The sequence below is a fragment of the Pontibacter mucosus genome, from assembly GCF_003054055.1.
GTDB classification, from domain to species: domain Bacteria; phylum Bacteroidota; class Bacteroidia; order Cytophagales; family Hymenobacteraceae; genus Pontibacter; species Pontibacter mucosus.
This window is the reverse complement of sequence record NZ_QBKI01000006.1, coordinates 395,496-419,497: the sequence shown is the minus strand read 5'-3', so window position 1 is coordinate 419,497 and position 24,002 is coordinate 395,496. Positions and strand designations below refer to the sequence as shown.

At 49.7% G+C, this 24,002-nt stretch carries 22 protein-coding genes and 1 tRNA gene; 13 read left to right on the top strand and 10 right to left on the bottom strand.

The window, feature by feature from the left end:
- The first annotated feature begins 188 nt into the window (after positions 1-188).
- A complete protein-coding gene (locus tag C8N40_RS14020; protein WP_108212385.1) occupies positions 189-638 on the top strand; it encodes a response regulator in 450 nt (149 codons plus the stop codon).
- 30 nt (positions 639-668) lie between these two features.
- On the opposite strand, the gene C8N40_RS14015 is transcribed toward C8N40_RS14020, so the two are convergent.
- The 7 genes from C8N40_RS14015 to C8N40_RS13985 all read right to left on the bottom strand — a co-directional run bounded on the left by C8N40_RS14015 (position 669) and on the right by C8N40_RS13985 (position 6,996).
- Positions 669-2,021, bottom strand: coding sequence for a sensor histidine kinase (locus C8N40_RS14015; protein ID WP_108212384.1), 1,353 nt, complete (start codon positions 2,019-2,021; stop codon positions 669-671).
- A gap of 6 nt (positions 2,022-2,027) precedes the next feature.
- Complete coding sequence (locus tag C8N40_RS14010) at positions 2,028-3,068, bottom strand: ATP-binding protein (RefSeq protein WP_108212383.1); 1,041 nt, start codon at positions 3,066-3,068, stop codon at positions 2,028-2,030.
- A complete protein-coding gene (locus C8N40_RS14005) occupies positions 3,058-3,462 on the bottom strand; it encodes an anti-sigma regulatory factor (RefSeq protein ID WP_092099263.1) in 405 nt (134 codons plus the stop codon). The genes C8N40_RS14010 and C8N40_RS14005 overlap by 11 nt, the downstream gene beginning before the upstream one ends.
- Positions 3,455-3,865, bottom strand: coding sequence for an STAS domain-containing protein (locus C8N40_RS14000; RefSeq protein ID WP_108212382.1), 411 nt, complete (start codon positions 3,863-3,865; stop codon positions 3,455-3,457). Before C8N40_RS14000 ends, C8N40_RS14005 begins: the two co-directional genes overlap by 8 nt.
- Before the next feature lie 6 nt (positions 3,866-3,871).
- On the bottom strand, positions 3,872-4,747 hold the full coding sequence (locus tag C8N40_RS13995) for an STAS domain-containing protein (RefSeq protein WP_108212381.1): 876 nt from the start codon (positions 4,745-4,747) through the stop codon (positions 3,872-3,874).
- Positions 4,748-5,279: 532 nt separating this feature from the next.
- A complete protein-coding gene (locus C8N40_RS13990; protein ID WP_108212380.1) occupies positions 5,280-6,578 on the bottom strand; it encodes a serine hydrolase domain-containing protein in 1,299 nt (432 codons plus the stop codon).
- 344 nt (positions 6,579-6,922) lie between these two features.
- Positions 6,923-6,996 (bottom strand) — tRNA-Pro (locus C8N40_RS13985).
- 173 nt (positions 6,997-7,169) lie between these two features.
- Here C8N40_RS13985 and C8N40_RS13980 point away from each other — a divergent pair.
- Positions 7,170-7,724 (top strand): DUF4136 domain-containing protein, encoded by a 555-nt coding sequence (locus C8N40_RS13980; protein ID WP_245905124.1) that lies wholly within the window; start codon positions 7,170-7,172, stop codon positions 7,722-7,724.
- 4 nt (positions 7,725-7,728) lie between these two features.
- Here the strand turns inward: C8N40_RS13980 and C8N40_RS13975 are convergent, their stop codons facing one another.
- A complete protein-coding gene (locus C8N40_RS13975; protein WP_108212379.1) occupies positions 7,729-8,307 on the bottom strand; it encodes a serine acetyltransferase in 579 nt (192 codons plus the stop codon).
- A 556-nt stretch (positions 8,308-8,863) separates the two neighbouring features.
- On the opposite strand from C8N40_RS13975, the gene C8N40_RS13970 reads away from it, so the two are divergent.
- The gene (locus C8N40_RS13970) at positions 8,864-11,461 is read left to right on the top strand and encodes a family 20 glycosylhydrolase (RefSeq protein WP_170114109.1); all 2,598 of its coding nucleotides are present in this window, start codon (positions 8,864-8,866) and stop codon (positions 11,459-11,461) included.
- Between the two features lie 432 nt (positions 11,462-11,893).
- Here C8N40_RS13970 and C8N40_RS13965 read toward each other — a convergent pair whose 3' ends face one another.
- Positions 11,894-12,871 carry a ring-cleaving dioxygenase gene (locus C8N40_RS13965; protein ID WP_108212377.1) on the bottom strand — a complete coding sequence of 326 codons (978 nt, stop codon included), beginning with the start codon at positions 12,869-12,871 and terminating at the stop codon, positions 11,894-11,896.
- Between the two features lie 236 nt (positions 12,872-13,107).
- Here C8N40_RS13965 and C8N40_RS13960 point away from each other — a divergent pair, with 236 nt between their 5' ends.
- From C8N40_RS13960 to C8N40_RS13935, 6 genes are all read left to right on the top strand, one after another.
- On the top strand, positions 13,108-13,890 hold the full coding sequence (locus C8N40_RS13960) for an acetoin reductase (RefSeq protein WP_108212376.1): 783 nt from the start codon (positions 13,108-13,110) through the stop codon (positions 13,888-13,890).
- A gap of 222 nt (positions 13,891-14,112) precedes the next feature.
- Positions 14,113-14,778 carry an NADPH-dependent FMN reductase gene (locus C8N40_RS13955; protein WP_342749974.1) on the top strand — a complete coding sequence of 222 codons (666 nt, stop codon included), beginning with the start codon at positions 14,113-14,115 and terminating at the stop codon, positions 14,776-14,778.
- A 74-nt stretch (positions 14,779-14,852) separates the two neighbouring features.
- On the top strand, positions 14,853-16,319 hold the full coding sequence (locus tag C8N40_RS13950) for an MFS transporter (protein WP_108212375.1): 1,467 nt from the start codon (positions 14,853-14,855) through the stop codon (positions 16,317-16,319).
- A gap of 39 nt (positions 16,320-16,358) precedes the next feature.
- The gene (locus C8N40_RS13945) at positions 16,359-17,624 is read left to right on the top strand and encodes an amidohydrolase (protein WP_108212374.1); all 1,266 of its coding nucleotides are present in this window, start codon (positions 16,359-16,361) and stop codon (positions 17,622-17,624) included.
- A 19-nt stretch (positions 17,625-17,643) separates the two neighbouring features.
- The gene (locus tag C8N40_RS13940; RefSeq protein WP_108212373.1) at positions 17,644-18,294 is read left to right on the top strand and encodes a trimeric intracellular cation channel family protein; all 651 of its coding nucleotides are present in this window, start codon (positions 17,644-17,646) and stop codon (positions 18,292-18,294) included.
- A gap of 213 nt (positions 18,295-18,507) precedes the next feature.
- Complete coding sequence (locus C8N40_RS13935) at positions 18,508-19,581, top strand: sensor histidine kinase (protein ID WP_108212372.1); 1,074 nt, start codon at positions 18,508-18,510, stop codon at positions 19,579-19,581.
- A gap of 65 nt (positions 19,582-19,646) precedes the next feature.
- Here C8N40_RS13935 and C8N40_RS13930 read toward each other — a convergent pair whose 3' ends face one another.
- A complete protein-coding gene (locus C8N40_RS13930) occupies positions 19,647-20,132 on the bottom strand; it encodes an SRPBCC family protein (protein ID WP_108212371.1) in 486 nt (161 codons plus the stop codon).
- 547 nt (positions 20,133-20,679) lie between these two features.
- Here C8N40_RS13930 and C8N40_RS13925 point away from each other — a divergent pair.
- The 4 genes from C8N40_RS13925 (at position 20,680) to C8N40_RS13910 (ending at position 23,929) form a co-directional block, all read left to right on the top strand.
- On the top strand, positions 20,680-21,237 hold the full coding sequence (locus tag C8N40_RS13925; RefSeq protein ID WP_108212370.1) for a TetR/AcrR family transcriptional regulator: 558 nt from the start codon (positions 20,680-20,682) through the stop codon (positions 21,235-21,237).
- Positions 21,237-22,478: a beta-ketoacyl-ACP synthase II gene (gene fabF / locus C8N40_RS13920; protein WP_108212369.1), complete on the top strand. Its 1,242-nt coding sequence runs from the start codon at positions 21,237-21,239 to the stop codon at positions 22,476-22,478. The genes C8N40_RS13925 and fabF overlap by 1 nt, the downstream gene beginning before the upstream one ends.
- 64 nt (positions 22,479-22,542) lie before the next feature.
- The gene (locus tag C8N40_RS13915; protein WP_108212368.1) at positions 22,543-23,115 is read left to right on the top strand and encodes a Crp/Fnr family transcriptional regulator; all 573 of its coding nucleotides are present in this window, start codon (positions 22,543-22,545) and stop codon (positions 23,113-23,115) included.
- A gap of 103 nt (positions 23,116-23,218) precedes the next feature.
- Positions 23,219-23,929 (top strand): DUF4386 domain-containing protein, encoded by a 711-nt coding sequence (locus C8N40_RS13910; protein WP_108212367.1) that lies wholly within the window; start codon positions 23,219-23,221, stop codon positions 23,927-23,929.
- The last annotated feature ends 73 nt before the right edge of the window (positions 23,930-24,002 follow it).

Genomic DNA, 24,002 nt, shown 5'->3' with positions numbered 1-24,002 from the left:
AGATCCTGTATCCTTTCCCACTGCTCATTGGTTAGCTCCATGAGCAACTAACAAGAGAATCTAAAACCTAATTCCTATTTTTGAGATAGCTTCTACACTAATGCGATATTCGCGTGTGGTAAACAAATCCTTCCATGGCAACAGTATAAGCCGGGGAGAGATTAAACTTTGGGGGGACATAAGGCACAATGAGTAGCTTGGTTAAGTCTTATAATTATCCGTTGGATTTGGTGTTGTTGGTGGATGATGATGACACCACAAATTACCTGAACGAGCGTTTGCTTCGGGAGATGCAGGTAGCCAAAACGGTACTGGCTCTAAAGAACGGGCAGGAAGCGTTGGAGTATCTTAGCAAGGCGAAGCAGCCGGGCAATGAAGGGAAGTATAAAATTCCGGAACTCATTTTTCTGGACATCAAGATGCCCGTGATGGATGGGTTCGCTTTCCTGGACAAGTACCACCAGGTGGCGCAGGAGGAAGTGGATCCGATTATCATACTTATGCTTACTTCCTCGGCCAGCTTTTACGACCTGGAGCGGCTGAAGTCTTACTCAAAGGTGAAGAAGCATTTCTCCAAAGCCCTCACCAAGTATGACGTGGATGAGATAATGACGGAATTCTTCAAGAAGAGAAAATAGAAAGAGGTGCTGGCCAAATAGCACCTCTTCTTATTCCTCCAGTATCAGGTCCCGCCTTGGCCAGGTAAAGGTAAAGCGGCAGCCACGCCCCGACGACTCTACCCATATACTACCGCCCTTCTCCTGCACCAGCTTTCGCACAATAGACAGGCCCAGCCCGGAGCTATCCTCCCGCGGGAAGGAGTGCCCCATTTCATACATGTTAAAAAGCTGCCCGTGTTTATCAGCTGGTATGCCCGGTCCGTTATCCTCCACCGTAAAGTATAGGAAGTCCGGTTTCGGATCGTAGCCTATTTGCAAAAGGGCCTGCTCCGGTCTATCGTGGTACTTCACGGCGTTGCTGATCAGGTTGCTGAAAACCTGGTATAGGTATACCTCCTGGGTGTATAGCACTGGCAGGTTCTCCTGAATTTCTATCCGGAAGGTGGCCGGCACATTAAGCGATGCGATGACCTGGTGCAGCAGTACCTGCAGGTCGAGGGCTTTTTTGGGCAGGTTGCCATGGCCCGCCAGCGAGTAGGCAAGTATACTTGTAATGAGGCGATCCATTTTTTGGGTCTGTTGCCGCAGCATCGGAAAGACAAAGGCCGCCTCCTCCAGTTGCCCGGCCTTCAGGCAGGCTTCCAGGGCGGTGGCAATGCCGTTTATGTTCTGCAGCGGCGCGCGCAGGTCATGGGACACGGTGTGGGCAAAGGCATCGAGGTTCTGGTTGATGTCCTGCAGCTTCAGGTTCTGCTTCTCCCTATCGTCCAATAACTTGTTAATCTCCTGGTTCGACTGCTGCAGCTGTGTGTTCAGGCGGCGGATTTCCTGCAGCTGCTGCTCGGCCTCCAGGTTGCGCATGCGCAGCTGCTCGAGCACCTCCAGCAACTGCATGTTCTGCCTCTTTATCTCGGCGTAGGGCGAAATAACGGCTTCGTGCTCAAACTCCTGTATCCAGTGCCGTAGTATATCCCGGCCGATGGCAGGGCCCGATGGTGGCAGGCTTTTAGATAACCTCACACGCGTGCCCCGCTCAAAGTCGCTCTCGATCTCGAACAGGTCCACCAGCTTTCTGGAATTAAGAATGCCGGTGCCACGGTTGTTGTACGCCACAAGGTCTGTGCGTTTCAGGATGTCATCCAGGTTGCCTATGCCCCGCCCCCTGTCTGAAACCAATGCCTCCAGGTAGCGCCGGCCTGCTACTTCGGTGAGGCTGTACTGTATGCTGCCACTGCCCACATACTCCACCACATTGCGGCAAATTTCAGATACTGCCGTGGCAAACTTGGTTTGGTTGGCCTGTTGCATCCCCAGCCGCTCGGATAGCTGCATGGCCCGCTTGTAAGCCAGCACCACGTCCAGCTCATTGTTAATCTCTATTTTGAGTATGTTTTGTGGCATAACGGATTACGGTTTACTGCGGCAAACCACCACGAGCGCATCATCGGTTTGGCGGCTGTGGTCTTTATAAAGCAGGGCGGCAATGGTAGAGGGCAGGTGGCGGTTCAGGGCCTGGTACTTGCTCAGGTCCCACCTCGACTTTAGCCCGTCGGAGTGCAGTATCAGCATACGGTGTCGCCCCCACTCCAGTTCCTGACTGTTCAGGGTAGTGGGGATGTTATGGCCAAGGATGCCGTTATAGGAGATGATGTTCTTGTAAGAGCTGCTGCCATAGGAGCCATCAGGGCCGTAAAGCTTACCCGCTATGTTGCCTATGCCGCAGTAACTGAGCCTGTTGCTCCGGGTGCTGATGTTGGCCGCAATGCCCACTGCCCCACGGGTGCGTTTTATACTTTGGTGGATGTTGCGGAGCGCGTCGGCCGGTAGCAGGGCGGGGGAGGAGGTGAAGACCTGTACCGCCAGCTGCGATGCCTCGTGGGCGCTGGCGCCGTGACCCAGCCCATCCAGGGCAAGCAGGTAGACGCCTTTCTCGTGCTCCAGTATCGCCAGCCCGTCGCCGCATAAGGTTTCTTTGGGCTTTGGTACCAGCACGTAGCCTACATCGTAGTGGCTGGCAGCCTGAGCGCCGGGTGTGGTTTTATTGTTGAGGAATATCCTGGAGAGTATAACCGTGCCTACGCTCTGCTGGGAGTATAAATCGAATACATCGGACTGTCTTTTAATGGCCCCAAGGCCTTCTCCGGCTGTACCGAGGGTAGATACGCCGTCCTCCTGCATTTTGGAGGGGTCTGCCATGCCGGGGCCGCTGTCGAGGCAGATTACCTCGATGCCTGGCTGTGGGGCGCCCAGCACGCGCACCAGCAGCTCGCCACCCAGGGCTGCGTGCTTCGAGAGGTTGGAGGCCATTTCTGCCACCACAATGTTCAGCTTTCCTACCCCGTTGGCAGACATGCCAATGCCTTCAGCGATACGTGTTACTTCCCGCTTTGCAATACTGGCATACGATTTATCTGGTATCAGAAAGCGCTGGTGTTGTTTAACGTCCATGCTTCCAGTGTATTATTGTTACCGTAGTGCCTTGCCCTACCGTACTTTTAATGTCAAACTCATTTACAAGCCGCTTCGCGCCAGGCAGGCCAAGCCCCAGGCTTTTGCCCGTCGAAAAGCCATCGCGCATGGCTTGCTGCACATCGGCTATGCCCGGGCCCTCATCTGTAAAGGTTAGCCGGATGCCTGCCTGCGCGTTTTTGCTGATGGTCTCCAGCAGCACCTTGCCGCCGTTGGCATACTTGAGCATGTTACGCACGAGCTCGCTGGCAGCGGTTATGAGTTTCGTTTGGTTTACCAGGCTCATGCCTATCTTGGTGCTAAGCTCCCTTACCCGGTTCCGAAACGGTACTACATCCTGCTCCCGCACGATCTGCATCGTGTCTTTAGTCATTACTATCATCCTGGTCCTCCTCCTCGTCTTGCTCAGGATGTTCCGCAATGTCCATCTTTTCGTACAACAGTCCCATCCCTTTCTCAACGTCCAGGGCGGTGTGAACACCCTGCAGGGTAAGGCCCAGTTCAACTAAAGTGATGGCCACGGCAGGCTGCATGCCCACTACCACGGTTTCAGCATCCATAATGCGAGACATAGAGGCAATATTGCCCAGAATGCGCCCCATAAAGGAGTCTACTATGCTTACGGCAGATATATCAATGAGTACTCCTCTTGCGCCTGTTTTACTGACCATGTTGATCAGGTCACTTTCCAGGTTCAGGGCAAGACGGTCGTACAGGTCTACTTGTATGGTTACAAGCAGGAAAGGGCCCATTTTCAGGATTGGAATTCTCTCCATGCTAATCTATCGGCTCAGGTTTAGGCCTTTGTTTTTGTTCAAATTTCGTACTTCCACGTTGCGCATGCTAAATGCCAGTTGCAATGCACTTGCCAGTGAGGCTTTAGTCTTGATGTTGGAGAGGTCGATGCCCAGGTGCACGATGGTTTGGGCTATCTCGGCGCGGATGCCGCTGATGATGCACTCGGCGCCCATCAGGCGGGTGGCGCTAACGGTTTTGATCAGGTGCTGGGCCACCAGCGAGTCTACGGCAGGCACGCCGGAAATATCGAGGATGGCGATGCTGCTGCCGGTGTTTACGATCTCCTGCAATAGGTTCTCCATAACAGTCTGGGTACGGGCGCTGTCCAGCGTACCAATAATCGGGAGCGCCAGGATGCCTTCCCACACGCGGATAACCGGGGTTGAGATTTCGTTTATCTCATCCGTCTGCCGGAGAATAACCTCCTCGCGGCCTTTGATGTAGGTTTCGAAGGTAACGATGCTCAGGCTGTCGATCAGGTTGGTGAGCGTGAGGAGCGACTTATAAAGCACATCCGGCTGGGTGTTGTAGTTCTCCTCCAGCACCTGGCTGATGGCTTTCTTCAGGCTGAGCACGTACATGCCCGTTTCGCGGGGAGAAAAGCCCTGGCGGGCGCGGGTAATGGAAATATCGCTCAGTATCTCAGTTACCTGCTCATACTCCGGGGCATGCACATTATCGGTGTTGCCGTTTGCAGCAGCGCGTCCCAGGCCACTGAGCATCTCCTCCGACTGGCGGCGTAACTCTTCGTTGGAGATCAAATCGTCCCGCAGCGATACGTCCGCCAGTTGGTTCTGCATCCAGATTTCCAGGATTTTCTGTTTGTTGTTTTGTAGTACCTGCGCTAATGTGTTGTCCATGATGGTTTAGGGTGGGCGTTTGAAACCTCGTTTGAATGTTAAGCTTAAAGATACATAGAGAAATAAGCGTTTCCCTATACTTTGTCACATATATCTTCCATTTAGCTCCATACTTACGGAGCCGGGCGATAAAAGTAAGTATAAGCCTGAAGGCGTAGTAGAGCAGCAGGAGCGGGCGTATGGTGCTGGTGGAGTAAAGCTAGTACAGCTAGAATACCTATGAACCACTACGTGCATCCGTAAGGGCTGCATTATTTAAAGCCGCATCACAGCAAGCAGAGGCTCTCTAGTACTACAGTTTATACTTTATAGGGACCAACTGCCTACGTTCTTCTCTTCTGATTTATACTTGCTGAAAATATAAAGTGGATGGTTTACGTATCCACTAACCTAAATGTTAGTTGTTAAAGGTGCTATGGTGGGAGCTGGCTCGTGCTGTGTATTAGGCCGGTTTTGTGAGTAGAGTACTATTATCTCTAAAAGTGCTTAGAAAGGAGTATAATATACCTTAGCAGCAAAACGCCTCCTTCCTCTATTTCTTACTTATAAAATATTTTGCCAACGCGTTGTACGCGGGCAACGAATAAGGATCGTTTGCCTGATTTCCCGCTACCGGGTGCGAAGCGAGCCTCACGATAACCATTTGCGCCTTGGGATCGATGTAGATCACCTGTCCGTGAACGCCCCGCGCGCTGAATGCACCGTTTTCATTCTCGGTGATCCACCACATGTTCCGGTAACTCCAGTTCTTCAGGTTAGTATAGCCAGCTTTTTCAAATGCCTCCTGGCTACCCCCAACTTTGATATCGTCGATGACTTTGGATGGAAGTATTTGCTTCCCGTTGAAAAAGCCGTTGTTGCGTATCATCTCGCCGAACATGGCCAGATCGCGTAAATTAGCACTCAGTCCTCCGCCTGCGAAGGCAATACCAGCTCCATCTACCAGGTAATACCCGTCGACGTGGGTCCCAAGCGGTTCCCAGATTCTTTCTGAGAGTAATTCCGGAATGCTTTTCCCTGTAACGCGGCTGATAATCCAGCCCATGGCATCGGTATTGATAGTTTTGTAACCGAAAGATTCTCCGTGATTGCCACTTTTTTTAACGGTCTGGAGATATTCATAGTAGTTCTGAGGGCCAGTGTATCCGGGCGGTTTGGGGAAAGGATTTCCGGCAGCCGAAAAGATCCATACATCTGCATTAGGGTCAGCGTAGTCTTCGCTGTACTGTAGTGCTGTCGTCATGTCCAGGATTTGGCGAACGGTTGCGTCGCCAAAAGCAGAACTTTTAAGTTCAGGCACATACTCTGCGGCTGTTTTGTTTTCTACCAGAACCCCCTCTGCAATTAGTAAAGCGCCTAACGTACCCGTAAAGGTTTTGCTAACCGACATCACCGTGTGGACACCATTTGGTTTTAACGCTCCGAAGTATCTTTCATACACAATTTTTCCTTTATGCAGAATGATAATCCCGTCCGTATACACCTTCATCAATGACTCTTGCCAAGTTATATCCTCCTTGCTACCCAGAGGGGTAAACTTTACTTTATCCAATTCTTTGTCAAGGGCTGACTCAAAATTAAAGCGATTATTTTCAGCTGATCGAACTACCGTGGACGGAAAAAATTGCCGCATATGACACACGCTGTAACGCAAGGCAGGGAATTCGAAGAAACTGCCATCTATCGCAGATATGATGCTATCTTTCTTGGGCGGAAAACCTTTCATCCAACCCATTTTGGTTGGGTCTGATGCTATAGCGTCTAAGTAATTTTGTGCCATTGATGAATGAATTAATAAAAGCGAAATGACAAGCAGTGATAATTTTTTCATAACAACTGTACTTTAAGTAATCTGAACTGCACCGGGTTATATTATGTACGATGTAGTATAGGATTTGTCAATGTTGCTTTTGAATTAATACAGGTTGGGTTGAGCAGATAGGTAACCAGCCTCGCCGGAAGTGAAGTAGGAGACACAATTGACTTCTAGATTTAGGTAGTGATGCTACCAAGAGCGCGGTGGGATAAAAAGCTTTACGCTTAAGAGCCTAGAGATGAAAAAAAGCGGCTTCCAGTGTTTGTTTAGCCTATTTTGCCTAACATCCTGTGCCAACCAGCGTCACTTTTGCGTCAACAAAAAAGCCTTCTACATGCAGTAGAAGGCTTTTATAAAAGTCGGAGTGGCGGGATTCGAACCCACGACCTCCAGCACCCCATGCTGGCGCGATACCAGGCTACGCTACACCCCGATTTTAATGCCAAATTACAGCCACCAAATCAAATTTGCAACGTTTGCCGCCCCGAAATTTAGAGGGCTCTCACCATACCCTGGCTGCCTTATACTTTAGGTATGCCACCCCCTGGGCAACAAACGCATCTAAACGTATGGCGTATAGCCCTTTAACGTATAACGCAATTTTTAATGATGAGGCTAACTTCCAAAGTATACTTACTTCTGTGTCTCTGCTGGCTGGTGGTGGCAGCATGTTCACCCGTCCGGATTCTGGAGGCAGAGGCTGATGCGGGGTTCCACCTGGCTAACTACAAAACCTTCGACTTTTATGAGGTAGAGGCAAGCGGGGTAGAGCTGGAGCCCTACTCCCAGCAACTGGAGCAGGTAAAGGCTGAGATAACCCGCCAGCTGGAGCAGCGTGGCCTGAGCCGCAGCGCCTCGCAGCCCGACCTGAAAGTGAACCTGGGTGTGGTAGTGGCCGAGAAAGTACAGACGCGCGAAACAAACATCCTCACCGACCCGCCATACTATGTTGGCCAGCGCCGCTACACCTGGAAGAGCAGGGAAGTGGAAGTGGGTCGCTACAAGCAGGGCACACTCTCGCTGCACCTGGTGGATAACAGTCGTAACGAACTGGTGTGGCAAGGCGCAGCGGAAGGCGTGGTACCAGAAGATAATAATGAAAAGCTGCAAAAACGCATCAGCGAGGGCGTTGCCAGGTTAGTAGCCAAAATACCGCAATAAGGCTTTAAGCGTCTACAGCACTTACTTCCTTGCCAGGCGCTGCTATAGGTTGCACCGGTGCCTCCGGTTTGTTTGTAGCGTCAACAGGCTCCAGGATTTTTACCACCCGGGCCGGATTGCCTACCACCACGGCATTGTCGGGCACATCTTTCACCACCACTGAACCGGCGCCGATCCGGACATTGTTGCCTACGCGCACCTCCCCGATGATGCAGACGTTGGAGCCGATCTCCACATTGTCGCCGATGATGGGGGAGCCGGAGTAGGAGCCATCCGGCTTGCGGATGTTGCCCAGGGTGGTGGAGTGCCTGATAAAGCAGTTGCTGCCAATAACCGAGCAGCCGTTCACCACCAGCGCCTGTCCGTGCCCCAGCACGAGGCCCGGGCCAACACTCGTCCAATGCGGCAGCTCGATGCCCAGAATCCACTCCACAAAAACCTTGTAGAAGGCAAGGTAGGGGAGCCATAAGATCCGGAAAAACTTGTTGATAGAGGCAGGTCGGCCTAAGCGGAAGAGCACCATTACGAGCCGCCCTTTCAGATTACCTTTGTTGGCAGCCCAATCCTGGAATATATACTTCATACTACACTTTTATACTTTACATACTAAGTATGGGCTTACGGTTTAGGGGCTGGTGGCGTTGCAAGGCGGGTTTATACTTTAGAGCAGGACGCGCTACCGGCATTTATCGAGTTGGAAGTATAGCCTTAAAGTATAAGCCGCCCTGCAACTTTTGTTACAAGGCGTTTTATACTTTGGCCGAAGCCTTTTTACTACACTTCCGTCTTAATCTATCACCATTCCCCGAGAGGCCTGTTTATACTTTCTGCTTCTTGTGCAGCCTCCCGGCGCAGCTTAAGTGCCGTGCCAGCCTCGCCAATACAGTTGTGAACTTAAGCTATCCGCAGAAAAGCAGCAATGCAGGTCAGCGCCATCGCTCCATGTGAATAAAATATTTGCGTTAACGAAAACATTGTGTATTTTCCCACAATTCTCATCATGTTGTCGGTTATAATGCACCTTAGAAGGAGGTAAAGCTTGCCTTTCCTGGGTGCGCACGTCGGCGAAACTGCAAAAGCTTTAAAAACCCTCGAAAATAACAATGAGTAGAACGCGAACCCCTGAATTACTAACCCTTATGCGTAGGCTTCCTATTCTGCTGTTCCTTTTTATACTTTGCCATGCCACTTTGGCGCAGGTAAAGCCGGTGCAACTGGCCGACAGCCTCTTCTCTACCTACTACCACCAGCGCGTCACGCATTTCCGCAGCCTGCCCCATACGTCAGGGGACATCATCTTCCTGGGCAATAGCATCAGCGACGGCGGGGAGTGGAGCGAACTGTTCGACGACAAAAGGTTAAAGAACCGTGGCATCAGCGGCGATGTTTCTGCCGGTGTGATGCACCGCCTCGACGAGGTGGCTAACCGCAAGCCAGCTAAGGTATTCCTGCTAATCGGCACCAACGACCTGGCCCGGGGCGTAGCGCCGGACAGCCTGCTGAAGAATATGTACTGGATAAGTTCGTACCTGAAAGAGCAGAGCCCCACTACCAGGCTGTATGTGCAAAGCATTCTGCCGGTAAATGAGCAGTTCGGAAAATTTGGCGGCCACACCAGCAAGCGCGAACTTATCAAACAGGTGAACGCCGAGCTTCAGGCAAAGGCGCCGGAGTACGGCTATACTTACCTGGACCTGCACGCTCCCTTCTCTGATAACACCGGAAGGCTCAAAGCCAGCTATACTAACGATGGCCTGCACCTGAGCGGCGACGGGTATATGCTCTGGAAGCACCTGGTATACCCTCATGTACTCGACCTGCAGGCAAAGCCGGCCATCCTTCCGGCGCCCCAGCAGCTGGAGTGGACAAATGCGGTATTCCCCCTATACCGGACCCGCAGCATTGTGGTGCAGGACCCTAAGCTGCAGCAGGAAGCAGAGCGGCTTAAAGCTATGCTTAAAGAACGGGGGATTGCTGTACAGCTTAAAGCAAAGGCAGTACCCGGAGAACCAAGTATAACACTGGCGCTCGGCACCATCAAAGCTCCTCAACAGGAAAGCGAGGCGTATACTTTAGAGGTGACGGAAGATAAGGTGCAGCTACAGGCAAACACGGCGCATGGCATTTTTAACGGGTTACAGACCCTGGACCAACTGATGCGGGATGGTAGTTTTATACTTGGTAGCAAAATACAGGATTGGCCTGCCTATGAGTGGCGCGGGTATATGGTAGATGTAGGCCGCAATTTCCAGTCGATGGAGATGCTCAAAGAGCAGATAGATGTGATGGCCAAGTATAAACTCAACATCTTCCACTTTCACCTGACCGAGGACATTGCCTGGAGGCTGGAGATACCCCGTTATCCGCAACTAACCGCTCCCGAGCACATGACGCGCAACAAAGGCGCCTATTACTCAGTGGCCGAAATGCAGGAGCTGATCCAGTACTGCAAGGACCGCCACATCACGCTGGTACCGGAAATCGACATGCCGGGGCATAGCGCCGCCTTTACCAGGGCTATGGGCGTGGACATGCAAAGCGAAGAAGGACTGTCCTACCTGAAAAATATTCTCAGCGACTTCTGCGATACCTACGATGTGCCTTATGTGCATATTGGGGGCGATGAGGTGGAGATCACGAACCACGATTTCCTGCCGCAGGTAACGGCCTGGCTGCACGAGCGCGGCAAGAAAACGATTGGCTGGGACCCGGGCGGCAACCTGGATAAAGCCACTTACCGCCAGCTGTGGATGCAGGAAGGACCTGTAAACCCGGACTATACCTACATCGAATCCCGCCACCTGTACCTCAACCACATGGACCCGCTGGAGGCTGTAAACACCATCTTCAGCCGGCAACTGGGGGACCGTGTGGCAAGCGGAGGCAATGTGTTGGGTGCTATACTTTGTGTATGGAACGACCGTAACGTGCTGCAGCAGGAGGACGTGCTGCGCCTGAACCCGGTATACCCCGGCATCTTGGCCTTTGCCGAGCGTAGCTGGAAAGGAGGCGGTTATCCAGGCTGGATTGCCAATATCCCGGTGAATAATGCAGAGCGCGTGAAGGAGTTTCAGGAATTTGAGGGAAGGCTGACAGACCACCAGGCAACTCATTTCTCGGATATGGCTTTCCCTTACGCCGCGAATTCAAATATTTCCTGGCAGCTCTTTGGCCCCTACAAAAACAAAGGCAACTTGTCTGCTTCCTTCGCTCCGGAAAAGAAGAACTTTAAATTTAAAAAACCTGATGCCGAGGCGGTAGGAGGCACGGTAGTGCTGCGTCATTTCTGGGCTCCGCTCATTAGGGGAGTGCTGGAAAAGCCGGAAGAAAATACCACCTGGTATGCCACTACCCGTTTCTGGAGCGAGACAGACACAATTGGCCACTTTTGGGTTGGGTTCCAGGATTTATCCCGTTCCTACAACTCCGACACACCGGACGAAGGAACCTGGGATAATAGAAATAGCGCCATCTTCCTGAACGGAAACCTGATAGCACCTCCTAAGTGGAAACGTGCCGGCCAGAGGGGAAATGCTGAAATGCCGCTCTATGACGAGGGGTATTCTTACCGGGAGCCAGTGGCTTTGCCGGTGAAGAAGGGGTGGAATACGGTTCTGGTGAAACTTCCGGTGGGTAGCTTTAAAGGAAAAGACTGGCAAAACCCCGTGAAATGGATGTTTACCTTTGTGCCGCTCAACAATTCTACCGAAACCCCGACCGTGAAGGTGTTGCAGTAAGGCAACGCTAGATAAGTTCAGAAAAAGTATAAACTGCGCTTAAACGAAGGCCTCCAACGCATTTGCGCTGGAGGCCTTTATACTTTTTACAGGGAGCTTAAATTTCAGGTTGTTATACTTGCCATACTTCTTCCATCTCAAACGGGCCATACTTTTGGAGAGAAACCGCTACCCGAGTTTATACCTGGATTTATACTTTCGTGTTAGAGAAATCTCTGCCCAAGTTTATACTTCGATTTATACCTTATAGCTCAAATTGCGATTAACCCACCCCCAACCCCTCCGAGGAGGGGAATCACCTACTCTTTTGCTAAAATCCCCTCTTGTGGACTACCGAGAACGAGAGTTCGAAGGTAGCGAGCGCAGCTCTAAGGGGTGGGTTTACACCTTCACCAAAGTAGTAATTCGCAACTTGAGATTTATACTTTATACTTACTCCTTACTGAATTCTTTCGTGCTTCTGGTGGTGTCAATCGGGCGGACCAGCTTTTCTATTTGCGCGCGTTTAGGCTCTAGGAAGGGAGGAAGGGATAACTTTTCCCCCAGCGTTTCATAGGGTTCATCGCCCATAAAGCCAGGTCCGTCTGTGGCGAACTCAAACAGAATTTGTGGCGCCACTCTGACGTAAAGCGACTCAAAAAAGTAGCGGTTGACATATCCTGAGGTAGGAATCCCTATCTTAGCCATCCACTCCGTCCATTCATCTAGAACTTTCCTATCCGCTACCCGGAACGCGGCGTGGTGCACTGTGCCAAAGCCTTGCCGGGCTTGCGGTGGATTCGGATTATCCTCTACAATGATGGAGGCACCATTTCCGCCTTCCCCTACCTCAAATAAATGGAATGTCCCTTCCTGCTTCGTCTCTTTAAACAGGAGTACTTTCTCCAGCATTTCCTTAAAATAACCGAAATCCGCAATTTGGATGCAAACCGGCCCCAGGCCTGTAATAGCATACTCTACAGGAACCGGACCTTTCTGCCAGGGTGTGCCTGGCGCCACGCCTTTATCAAGTTCATCTGAAACCAGTTGATATTGCTGCTCATCAAAGTCAACAAAAGGAAGTGTTTTCTTGCCGAATTGCTCTTTAATTCCGGAGTGTGTGACGCCTAATCGGTCAAAACGCTTTACCCAATATTCTAATGCCGCGTCGCTAGGTACACGTAAGGAGGTTCTTGAGATTTCGTTGGTGCCATGCACCCCTTTCGGAATACCCGGAAAGTCGAAGAAAGTAATATCGGTTCCTGCGCTGCCTTTGTCATCGGCAAAAAACAAGTGATAGGTCTGAATGTCATCCTGGTTCACTGTTTTCTTCACTAAACGCATTCCCAAAGTGTACGTGAAGAACTCGTATATCTTCTCTGCGCTGCTGGTTATGGCAGTTACGTGGTGTACCCCTTTTAATTGATTCATACTTTCTGCCTTAAGAATTTCCGACCATAGGTTACATGTGGGTGAGCTGCCGATTCTTGACGTAAAAAATTGACTGCTGCTCATCAATAAATAGTTCTTACGACAGATTTAATCGGGTGGCTAGTCTGTGATTCTTCGAAGGCGGTGTTTTCACTTGAAGCCCAACATTCCCAGCCTGAGGCCGTTACTCACAATAGGCTAGGGTTATAGTATTTACCCATTAATAAGTTGCAATTATGAAGAATCTGGAAAACAAAGTGGCACTGGTTACCGGAGCCGGGCAGGGCATTGGCCGCGCTATCGCCTTGCGGCTGGCAAACGATGGAGCCAGGGTGGCTGTCGTGGATCTGAAGGAAGAGGGAATGCAGGCCGTCGCAGACGAGATAAAAGCCGCAGGAAGCCAGGCTGTCACCTTCAAGGCGGACGTGTCTGATCGCGATAATGTTTTTGCGGCTGTTGAATACGCTGAGAAGGAACTGGGCAGTTTTGACATCATGGTGAACAATGCAGGCATCGCCAGCATACAGGCCATTGCTGACATCACACCGGAGGAATTTGATAAAACGATGCGGGTAAATGTGCAGGGGGTGTTGTGGGGCATACAGGCTGCGGCGCAGAAGTTTAAGCAGCGCGGACAGAAGGGCAAGATCATCAGTGCCTCCTCCATTGCCGGACATGAGGGTTTTGCCCTGCTGGGTCTTTATTCGGCCACCAAATTTGCCGTGCGCGCCCTTACCCAGGCGGCAGCTAAGGAGTTCGCCAGCGATGGCATCACCGTAAACGCCTATTGCCCTGGCGTGGTGGGAACTGATATGTGGGTAGAGATAGACAAAAGGATGGCTGAAATTACGGGAGCGCCTATCGGAGAAACCTACAAGAAATACGTAGAGGGCATCGCCCTGGGCCGGGCCGAGACTCCGGAAGATGTGGCTGCCTTCGTCTCCTTTCTGGCCGGCCCCGATTCCGATTACATGACCGGGCAAGCACCCCTGATTGACGGTGGGCTGGTGTATCGGTAAAGCTTACCCGGAAGAAGGCCTGATGTTTTTTGAGCGACTGACTGCTTGCTCCGAAGCTTCCTGTTCCATACTTTAAAAGTATAGCTCACGCAGAAGTACCGTTTGCCAAAGTATAAAGTACAAGGTCTTCTGAACGAATCAAATAGATGGTAGAGAAACGCTTAATGAACCGATGCATATCCTGACACAATAGACAATTTACGATTGTTTTACATAAAACGGATGATGGAAGATCAGCAAAATACTAACCAGCAAGGCCATACAAGCTTTCTTATTTTCTCGGCATCCCTGAGAGATAACTCAATCAACACAAGATTGGCAAAACTAGCGGCACAAGTTATCGGGAAGAACGGCGGCACTGTCGACTTTGCAATTATGAGCGAGTTTGATTGCCCTTCCTTTAACCAGGACCTGGAGGTAGACAACTATCATCCGGAGGGCGCGCAGGAGTTTCGGAACCGTATCCTGGCAAACGATGCCTTTATCATAGCAGCGCCAGAGTATAACGGCTCCATGCCCGGTATCCTGAAGAACATGATCGACTGGGTTTCCCGCTTTCGCCCACAGCCCTTCCACCAGCACCATGCCCTGCTCATGTCCGCCTCTCCGTCTATGGCTGGCGGCAACAGGGGGCTGTGGTCTCTGAGAATTCCGCTGGAGCACCTGGGCACCAGGGTTTACCCGGATATGTTTTCACTGGCTACGGCCCATGAAGCCTTCGACGAGGATGGAGGCCTAAAGGACAAGACATTAGCCAAAAGGTTCGAAGACAACTTAGTCGGGTTTATGAACCTGGTGGAGGCATCCAAACACTATCCTTGCATTAAAAAGGCTTGGGTGGAATTCCTGGGTGAAAAGACAGATAAGGAAACAGAGCGAGTGGAGTAAAAGAAGTATGTTTTTTCTTTTTCCGCTATTGTTTTGAAGCCAAATACGTTTAAATAAGAAATAACAATGCGCGTATGGCTTCTATTAACCCAACCCTGGCTACCACTGCCAATTACCGGGGAACCGACAGGCTTATTCTAGGAATTGTCTTAGCCGTTGTTACCTTCTGGCTCTTTGCCCAAACAACCCTGAATATTGCTCCGGCAATGCAGGAAGATTTAGGAATCAGCTACGACCTGAACAACCTGGCTGTTAGTATCACAGCGCTTTTCTCGGGTATATTTATAGTTGTAGCCGGCGGCCTGGCCGACCGTTTAGGAAGGGTAAAGCTGACATACATTGGCTTGCTGCTAAGTGTTATCGGCTCTATCCTTATTGTCATCTCTCCTTCGGGTACTGCGGTGTTTCTCCTGGCCGGGCGCATCCTGCAGGGGCTTTCAGCCGCATGTATTATGCCAGCTACCCTGGCCCTGATGAAAGCCTATTACGAAGGGAAAGAGCGTCAGCGGGCGCTTAGCTTTTGGTCTATCGGATCATGGGGCGGCTCCGGCCTTAGCGCGTTATTTGGTGGCCTGATAGCCTCTACCATGGGTTGGCGTTGGATTTTTATTCTGTCTATACTTGTCGCTGTTATAAGTTACTTGCTCATAAGAGGAACTCCGGAAAGTAAATCAACGGACACGGACGAAAAAACCTTCGACTGGGCTGGACTTATAGCCTTTATTATCGCCATGCTGGCCATCAATATCGTCATCGGGCAAGGCGCCAGTCTTGGCTGGTTAAGCCCTGCCGTACTTGCGGGCATCGCTATTTTTGTCATTTCCACCATCATCTTTCTTCAGATAGAAAAGAGGAGCGAGAACGGCTTTGTTGACCTGTCGCTCTTTAGCAACCAAACATTCTCAGGAGCAACGCTGTCCAACTTTCTGCTAAACGGGGCTGCCGGAACACTGCTGGTGTCGCTTGCGCTCGTACAGGCAGAGGCGGGTTTGTCTTCGCTGGAGTCCGGCTTAGTTACGATCGGGTATTTAGTGGCTGTGCTGAGCACCATCCGGGTAGGTGAGAAACTACTCCAGCGCATGGGGCCCAGAAAACCCATGCTGATGGGCTGCGCAATCACGGGCCTTGGTATTATGCTCACCAGCCTTACCTTCCTGATGGCTGGCCAATACATCATCGCCGCATTTATAGGCTTCACCTTATTCGGTATTGGACTTGGTTTTTATGCTACCCCTTCTACCGATGCCGCCCTAAGCAATGTTCCGGGCGACAAAGCAGGCTCGGCTTCGGGCATCTATAAGATGGCCTCGTCGTTGGGAGCTGCTTTTGGCGTTGCCATCTCTGCCGCCATCTTTTACGGCCTTAGTAACATGGAGGGATTACCGCCAATGGCTGATCTTTTTATGGGCCGTACAGATAACGTGGACGTACGCTTTGCCGCCGGCATGGGCCTGCTGTTTAACGTATTTATGATTGTGGTGGCCATTGTTGCCATCATGATAACCATCCCGAAGGGCAAGCCAACGGAAGTAATTGAATAACCCAAAGTATAACCTCTAGCGCGAATTAACCTGATAGTTATGGAGATTACCCAAATCAAAAACTTCAATGATAAACTGGACAGTTCCATAGAGCAGCTGCTCCCCGAACTGGAAACGATTTACAAAGACATTCACCAGAACCCGGAGTTATCGATGCAGGAGTTCCGGACAGCCCAGATAGCTGCGGATTATTTGGCCCGATACCAGTTCGAGGTTTCAACGGGTGTGGGGGTAACCGGTGTAGTAGGTATTTTAAAGAATGGCGAAGGCCCTGTGGTGATGCTTCGGGCGGATATGGACGCGCTGCCTGTTACCGAAGAAACGGGATTGCCCTATGCCAGCACGAAAATAGCCCGTGACGAGGAGGGGGTAGAAGTAGGGGTGTCGCATGTATGCGGCCACGACCTGCACGTAGCCTGGCTGATGGGCGCGGCCAGGCTGTTTTCAGAGCACCGTGACCTGTGGAGAGGCATGTTGATGGCCGTTTTTCAGCCAGGCGAAGAAGTCGGCCGGGGCGCCCAAAGTATGATAGATGATGGTATGGTGGAGCGTTTCCCCAAGCCGGATATTATCCTTGGCCAGCACGTGATGGTGGGGGAGGCAGGCACGGTCAGGTATCGCAGCGGCCCTATACTTTCTGCCGGCAACAGCCTGAAGATAAAACTTTTTGGCCGCGGATCGCATGGCTCCCAGCCGCATACTTCCATTGACCCGGTGGTGATGGCCGCTGCTACCACCATGCGCCTGCAAACCATCATTTCCCGGGAGGTGGCCCCGATAGAGAATGCTGTGCTGACAGTGGGTTCCCTGCAGGCCGGCACCAAAGAAAACATCATCCCCGAAGATGCCACGCTTAAACTGAATATCCGCACCTTCAACGACAGCGTGAAGGATCACATATTGTCAGCAGTGAAGCGGATCTGCTGCGCCGAATGTGCTGCCTCCAACGCGCCGAGAGAACCGGAAATAACCGAAATTGTCAGTTACCCGATGACTGAGAATGATGCCATCGCCACGGCAAGAGTAGCGGCGGCTTTTGAAGCACAGTTTGGTGACAAGTCATTCGAGGGCAAGCCTGCCTCGGCCAGTGAAGACTTCTCTATTTTCGGGCGGAACTGGAACGTACCGTACGTTTTCTGGTTTGTGGGCGGCACCGATCCCCAGACTTTCCTGGCGGCCAAAAAAGAAGATAGAATAAATTCTATACCAAGTAACCATTCTCCTAGGTTTGCACCAGTAATTCACCCAACTTTAAAGACCGGCTTGCAGGCGATGATGACCGCCGCCGCAGCCTGGTTTGAATGAGCTGGTCTGGGAAAACAGAATGGAAAAACTTCACTCCCTGTATTATTTTCTTGAAATGGCAGGGACCTTTGCCTTTGCCATAAGCGGGGCAACCGCCGCTAGAAGACGCAACCTTGACGTATTTGGGATAGGTGCCCTTGCCTTCACGGTAGCCTGTGGCGGTGGTATTATCCGGGATCTCTGTATCGGGGTTATTCCGCCCGCTGGCCTGGCAAACTGGCAGTACCTGGTAGTAGCCATTATTGCTGCCGGAATGACTGTAGGTTTATACTCCTTCGTGCAGCTACTCAACCGGCCTGTGCTGTTTTTTGATGCCGTCGGCCTGTCACTGTTTGCAGTAACTGGCGCACAGAAAGCGCTGCATTTTGGCCACAATGGAGAGGTAGCCGTGCTGCTCGGAATCACGACAGCCGTTGGAGGCGGGGTTATACGCGACATCCTGCTTAACCGTGTCCCCATCATCCTGGAAAAAGAGATTTATGCCTTGGCAGCGTTGATAGGGGCTTTGATAGTAGTGTTGGGAGATTACCTGAATTGGATACCGCGTGATTGGGTGGCGGTTATTGCGTTAGGGGTGTGTTTTACTTTACGCATGCTAGCGCTCCATTATCACTGGAACCTACCTATACCTTCTAACGACAAGTCTGACGCATCAGATAAGCAGCCTTAGTTTCTGGCATTGGACTAAGGGTGTACGAGAGGTGTTCCTTTTTTGGCCCTTAAGACACTGTATTCATTACTCCGAGGTTATTAAACAGCTTTGTTCTTTCTTTCCTGGTTACCTATAAGGTATCTGTTTGTAGCTAATATCCGTTCCTATGCTTCTGGTACCTTCGACTATAGAAACACCTGTAAGCAGAAACTGAATAAAGTGCCTTAACCCATGGGAAAGTCATCTAAGAAGCCAAGTCAACTGGAAATACTAATCGAGCTGAATGATGAGTTGGAGAACTATTTCAACAATACGATTATACCGCAGTTGTTTGTAGATGCAGACATGATGCTGCGCAAGTACACGCCTGCCGCCATGAAGCATTTCAAGCTTTCTGCAAGCGATTTGGGCAAACACATCAGCGAAGTGTCGCATAACATCCGCTTCCCCACCATCATTGAGAACATTACTGAGGTAGTTGAGACTGGCAAGGATCTGGAAAAGGAAATCCAGACGACCGATAAGGTGTGGTACCAGATGAATATCCTCCCTTATATCATCAGGAAGGAGAACAGAACAAACGGAGTCATCATCACCTTCGTTGATATCAACGACCGCATCCAAATCCTGAATGGGTATGAGCGGCTGAACAGGAACTATGAGAACATTATTCATTCCATCTCCCACGACATCAAAGGTCCGCTTTCCAATATGGAGGGACTGATAAGTATTCTAAAGGAAACGCCGGCTGACGTAAAGGATAACAGGCTTATCATCGACATGCTTAGCGAGTCTGTGGTAAACCTGCGCAAAACAGTGGAAGACCTCGCTGACATTGACTATGACAAGGAGTTTGCCAAGGCACCTGAGCGTGTAAACTTTGAGAATATCATCGAGGACGCCAAGCTTGCCCTCAGGGATAAGATAGCGGAGAGCAACGCCAGAATCTTCACCAAAGTCAGGGAGTCAGAAATCAACTTCTCCCGAAAGAACATCAGAAGTATCGTCTACAACCTGCTCTCCAATGCGATCAAGTATAAAAAGCCGGACTGCGAACCTGTGGTTACCATCTCTACGGAGAAGTCTGGGGAAGACATCCTGTTGAAAGTGAGCGACAACGGCTTGGGAATAGCCGAAGACCAGCAGCACCGTATTTTCAGCCGCTACGCAAGGGTGCATGACAATGTGGAGGGCACCGGCGTTGGTCTGTTCATCGTCAAAGGAATGGTGGAGGCTATGGGCGGCAGGATAGAAGTAAAAAGCAAGGAGGGCGAAGGTACCACCTTCCTGGTGTACTTTAAATAGCTTCCATAAGCTGCATTAGGGTGTAGTAACTTGGCTCAAGTTAGTTTGCTGAATCCGGTAACCAGTTACTTGTCGATGTGCAACAGGCTTTCCCACTGTCCGGATTCAGCATAATGCTTTATCACGTTGTTGCGCTCCCAAAGCAAACTGGTCATATATTTCTTCAGAAAAAGCGTGTCAGCAACTTTACCTATCGTGCCGAAAGGGGATGTGTAGACAAACACATCCCGCATCAGTGTAATGCCTTTTCCAAAATTCTGGAAGTGGTGCTCATGTTTGAACCGCTTGAACGCACCTGCTACCATCTCATCAGCAAAATAGTAGGGGCGCTCAAATTCAGTGATTCTGCTGGTAAGGTGCTGCCAAAGCCCAAAATGTCTTGCCCTCCATGTTACGGACTCGCCAAGACTAATAAGCCCCGAGGTTACGCCTGCGATAGCCTGTTCGCCTGTATGCTTGGTAGAGAGAACGTGTAGGTCTATGCTTCTGGATAAATCGAAGCAGACTTCTACTGGTGCGTGGATGGTTGTTTCAAAGCTTATGGTGGGCATAGGAGCATAATTTGGAGTGGGCAAGGTATTATGAATGATGCTTCGTTATAATCGCTGCTATAGGCCAACCAACGTCTTTGTGCAAGTATACATACTTCTATCAGTGTGGTTAAATTATCTAAATGATACCCTCAAGATACGGTAGTGAAAGATAAAGGAAAGATTATTTCGGAAGAGAGGCTGCCGGGTATAGTGAATGCAGGCTGGAACGGCTCTAAAAGGGAGGTTTAACAAAATATAAAATATAACAATTCGAATTAACAGCCGCCAAACTTTAATCAAACAATAGCGCCTTTTAATCAAACATTTTCAGTATTTGTTTAATTAAAAGGCTCTGGATTAAATACAAAACGCTGGCTACTAATTAGGTAGCCAGCGTTAGTGATTGATTAAAAGTGCTCAGAGGGTACGGATATCGAATCATGGCCCTTTTCCTCTACTTTACAGCGGTCCAGTTTTTCGGGTGGAGGTCAACTATTAATAAAATGAGCTAATTGTTTTGCCTACCTACTAATAGGTAGTATGTTTGCAGAAAAGATTCGTATCCATGACAACCAGAGAAATTATCATTGACACTGCCGACCAGCTTATTAGAGGCAATGGCTTTAACGCTTTTAGCTTCAAAGACATTTCAAACAAAATAGGCATTAAAACGGCCTCGATTCACTATCATTTTCCAACCAAGTCGGACTTGGGAGTGGCCACAGTAAAGGAGCATATTGCACGCCTGGAGCGGATCAAGGCGGAACTGTCCGGCGAGTCCCCGTTAGTTAAACTTAACCGTTTCCTGTCCATTTATGCCCAAATCAAATCAGATAATAAAGTGTGCCTGGTCGGGTCTTTGGCAACGGACTTGAATACGGTGGATGATGCTGTAAAAAACGAATTAAAGGACTTTGCTGAACGTGTGCTGAACTGGGTGGCGGATGTTTTAGCGGATGGAAAAGAGCAAAAGGTATTTGAATTTCAAGTTCCTCCAAGAACAAAAGCATTAATGGTGATAACAAACATCCTGGCGATCGTTCAGTTGTCACGACTTACCGATGATCAAGATTTTGACATTGTAAAAGAAACCATTTTACAGGAACTAAGCCCCAAGAAATAATGAAAAGAGTAGTAATAACCGGGTTGGGAGCAGTAACACCAATTGGGAATAATGTTCAGGAGTACTGGCACTCTTTGGTTAACGGGGTTAGTGGAGCCTCACCCATCACCAAATTCGACACTTCAAAGTTTAAAACGAAGTTTGCCTGTGAAGTGAAAAAATTTAGCCCTGAAATATTTGAGAAGAACGAAATCAGGAAGTATGATTTGTTTGCTCAATATGCCTTGGTTGCAGTTGATGAAGCGATACAAAACGCCAGGATTGATATTGAAAGCATCAATAGAAACAGGGTAGGTGTGATTTGGGGTGCCGGTGATGGCGGGCTTGCTACTTTTGAAGAGCAGTTCTCGGAATTCAAACGCGGTGACGGGACGCCTCGCTTCAATCCGTTCTTTATTCCGAAACGGATCGTCAACATTGCTTCGGGCGTTATTTCCATCAAGTATGGTTTGCGAGGTGTAACCTATACTACAGCATCGGCTTGTTCTGCAAGTAACAACGCCATCATTGATGCTTTCAATTACATTCGTTGGGGGAAAGCCGATATGATCATTGCCGGAGGCTCTGAAGCTTCTATAACAGAAAGCTCTGTAGGCGGATTTAACGCTTCAAAAGCCTTATCCACTTTGAATGAGAATTTCGAAAAAGCCTCGAGACCCTTTGATATGACAAGAGACGGTTTTGTTCTGGGTGAAGGTGGCGGAGCGCTTATTTTAGAGAGCTATGAACATGCTAGCAGGAGAAACGCCGTGATTCTTGCCGAAATAGTTGGAGGCGGACTGGCAGGAGACGCTTACCACTTGACAGGTACCCATCCCGAAGGAGAAGGGGCTGTTTTGGGAATGACACTTGCATTGGAAGAAGCCGGAATAAATGCGGATGCAATTGACTATATAAATGCGCACGCCACTTCGACACCGACAGGAGATCTGAGTGAACTGAAAGCAATGGAGAAAGTATTTGGCATCAAGCCCAATGCCAATATCAGTGCAACCAAATCAATGACAGGGCATTTACTCGGTGGTGCCGGAGCAATTGAGGCCATTGCCTGCATAAAAGCGATTCAGGAGAACATCATTCCACCAACCATCAACACAGAACAGGTAGAACCTGATTTTGCCAACAACTTTAACCTCACACTGGGGAAGGCGCAGCGAAGGACAGTGAATTTTGCGATGAGCAATACCTTTGGCTTTGGCGGACACATTGCAAGTTCTATATTTAAGAAATATATTGACTGACCTTAGTTCAAATTAGCAGCCTTCACTCAATTTTGTCTTAATAGCCTCCCGAAGGCGACGATTCATGGAAAACGAAATAATAGACTTCATTACGAGTTACATACCGCTTTCCGGAGAGGAGGTGAGCATTATCAAAGAGCAGAACCTGATAAAGTCTTATAACAAAGGGGAGGTTTTGCTCTCCGAAGGCGAATTTTCCAAGGAATGTTACTTCATCTTAAAGGGGTGCATCAGAAGTTATTACCTCATGGATGGGGAGGAGAGAACAACCGAGTTTTATACCGAGAACCAATCGATACGGCCGGTAAGCTACCTCACCAACCAACCCTCCGAATACTATCTGTCCTGCCTGGAAGACTGTGTAGTGGCGGTTGGTTCAACAGAAAGGAATAAAAGACTGATCGAAAGACTACCGAAGCTGGCATCGCTGATCATGCAAATGGACAGTGAGCTGCTCGTGCAGCATCAGGTCTCCTTCGACCAATTCAAGCACCTGAATCCTGAAATGCGGTACCTGAAGCTCCTGGAAACAAGAGCAGACTTGTTCGATAGAGTGCCCTTGTACCATATAGCCACTTACCTGGGCATCACGGCCGTCTCGCTCAGCAGGATGCGAAAGAGAATTTCAAGAAAGTAGTACACTGGCTTAGTGCTGCTTTTTTACTGATCTTATCTTAAGATAATTTATTCGAGAAATGTGACCTGTACGTTTGCCTTAAAATTAACACCTACGAAAAGGCATGAAGTCAGGTACAAAAAAAGACGCAGTAATTACCGGGATACTTTTTATTACAGCAACGGTGACTGCTATAATAGGTCTTAGGTTATATGATCCTGTTTTAAACAACTCCGCTTACCTGACACTTGGTGTCAGCCATTCAAATCAAATTATTGCAGGGGCTGTCTCCGAATTAATACTGGCTTGTACGGCGGCCGGAACAGGCCTGATGCTTTACCCATATCTGAGAAGGTACAACGAAAGCCTGGGATTGGGGTATTTAAGTTTTCGATTGCTTGAAGTGGTTTTCATTCTGGTGGGTATCGTAAGTGTGCTGGCCCTGTTAACGCTCAGCCGGCTGTATACCAGCAGCCCTGCACCTGATACCGCCGCCTTTGAAGCCATTGGGGGAATTTTGAAAGCGATTCATGACTGGACCTTTATGCTGGGCCCAAACTTCATGCTCGGCATAAACACGTTCCTCTACTGTTATGTCTTCTATCAAACGAGACTAGTGCCCAGGAGGCTAGCGGCCTTTGGTATGGTCGGAGCTGGTTGTATATTGATAGCAGCCGTTTTAGAGCTATTTGGAGTCATTCTGCAAATATCCACTTGGGGAGTGTTACTGGCGTTCCCGGTCTTTGCTTTTGAAATGTTCTTGGCCTTTTGGCTTATCCGCAAGGGGTTCAATCTTAAAATCCTACCGGAAGAAGAATTAACGATAGCAGGCTAACGATAGGTGACAAACATAGTGCCCTAAAGAATTGAATCCTTAAAATCAGCAAAGGGCCATACTTATCAGGCGT

Coding starts and splice junctions, on each gene's coding strand:
- C8N40_RS14015 (WP_108212384.1), bottom strand. CDS start 2,021: ATGCCACAAAACATACTCAAAATAGAGATTAACAATGAGCTGGACGTG.
- C8N40_RS13960 (WP_108212376.1), top strand. CDS start 13,108: ATGAAGAATCTGGAAAACAAAGTGGCACTGGTTACCGGAGCCGGGCAG.
- C8N40_RS13995 (WP_108212381.1), bottom strand. CDS start 4,747: ATGGACAACACATTAGCGCAGGTACTACAAAACAACAAACAGAAAATC.
- C8N40_RS14000 (WP_108212382.1), bottom strand. CDS start 3,865: ATGGAGAGAATTCCAATCCTGAAAATGGGCCCTTTCCTGCTTGTAACC.
- C8N40_RS13990 (WP_108212380.1), bottom strand. CDS start 6,578: ATGAAAAAATTATCACTGCTTGTCATTTCGCTTTTATTAATTCATTCA.
- C8N40_RS13975 (WP_108212379.1), bottom strand. CDS start 8,307: ATGAAGTATATATTCCAGGATTGGGCTGCCAACAAAGGTAATCTGAAA.
- C8N40_RS13970 (WP_170114109.1), top strand. CDS start 8,864: ATGCGTAGGCTTCCTATTCTGCTGTTCCTTTTTATACTTTGCCATGCC.
- C8N40_RS14010 (WP_108212383.1), bottom strand. CDS start 3,068: ATGGACGTTAAACAACACCAGCGCTTTCTGATACCAGATAAATCGTAT.
- C8N40_RS13945 (WP_108212374.1), top strand. CDS start 16,359: ATGGAGATTACCCAAATCAAAAACTTCAATGATAAACTGGACAGTTCC.
- C8N40_RS14005 (WP_092099263.1), bottom strand. CDS start 3,462: ATGACTAAAGACACGATGCAGATCGTGCGGGAGCAGGATGTAGTACCG.
- C8N40_RS13940 (WP_108212373.1), top strand. CDS start 17,644: ATGGAAAAACTTCACTCCCTGTATTATTTTCTTGAAATGGCAGGGACC.
- C8N40_RS14020 (WP_108212385.1), top strand. CDS start 189: ATGAGTAGCTTGGTTAAGTCTTATAATTATCCGTTGGATTTGGTGTTG.
- C8N40_RS13965 (WP_108212377.1), bottom strand. CDS start 12,871: ATGAATCAATTAAAAGGGGTACACCACGTAACTGCCATAACCAGCAGC.
- fabF (WP_108212369.1), top strand. CDS start 21,237: ATGAAAAGAGTAGTAATAACCGGGTTGGGAGCAGTAACACCAATTGGG.
- C8N40_RS13935 (WP_108212372.1), top strand. CDS start 18,508: ATGGGAAAGTCATCTAAGAAGCCAAGTCAACTGGAAATACTAATCGAG.
- C8N40_RS13915 (WP_108212368.1), top strand. CDS start 22,543: ATGGAAAACGAAATAATAGACTTCATTACGAGTTACATACCGCTTTCC.
- C8N40_RS13950 (WP_108212375.1), top strand. CDS start 14,853: ATGGCTTCTATTAACCCAACCCTGGCTACCACTGCCAATTACCGGGGA.
- C8N40_RS13930 (WP_108212371.1), bottom strand. CDS start 20,132: ATGCCCACCATAAGCTTTGAAACAACCATCCACGCACCAGTAGAAGTC.
- C8N40_RS13980 (WP_245905124.1), top strand. CDS start 7,170: ATGATGAGGCTAACTTCCAAAGTATACTTACTTCTGTGTCTCTGCTGG.
- C8N40_RS13910 (WP_108212367.1), top strand. CDS start 23,219: ATGAAGTCAGGTACAAAAAAAGACGCAGTAATTACCGGGATACTTTTT.
- C8N40_RS13955 (WP_342749974.1), top strand. CDS start 14,113: ATGATGGAAGATCAGCAAAATACTAACCAGCAAGGCCATACAAGCTTT.
- C8N40_RS13925 (WP_108212370.1), top strand. CDS start 20,680: ATGACAACCAGAGAAATTATCATTGACACTGCCGACCAGCTTATTAGA.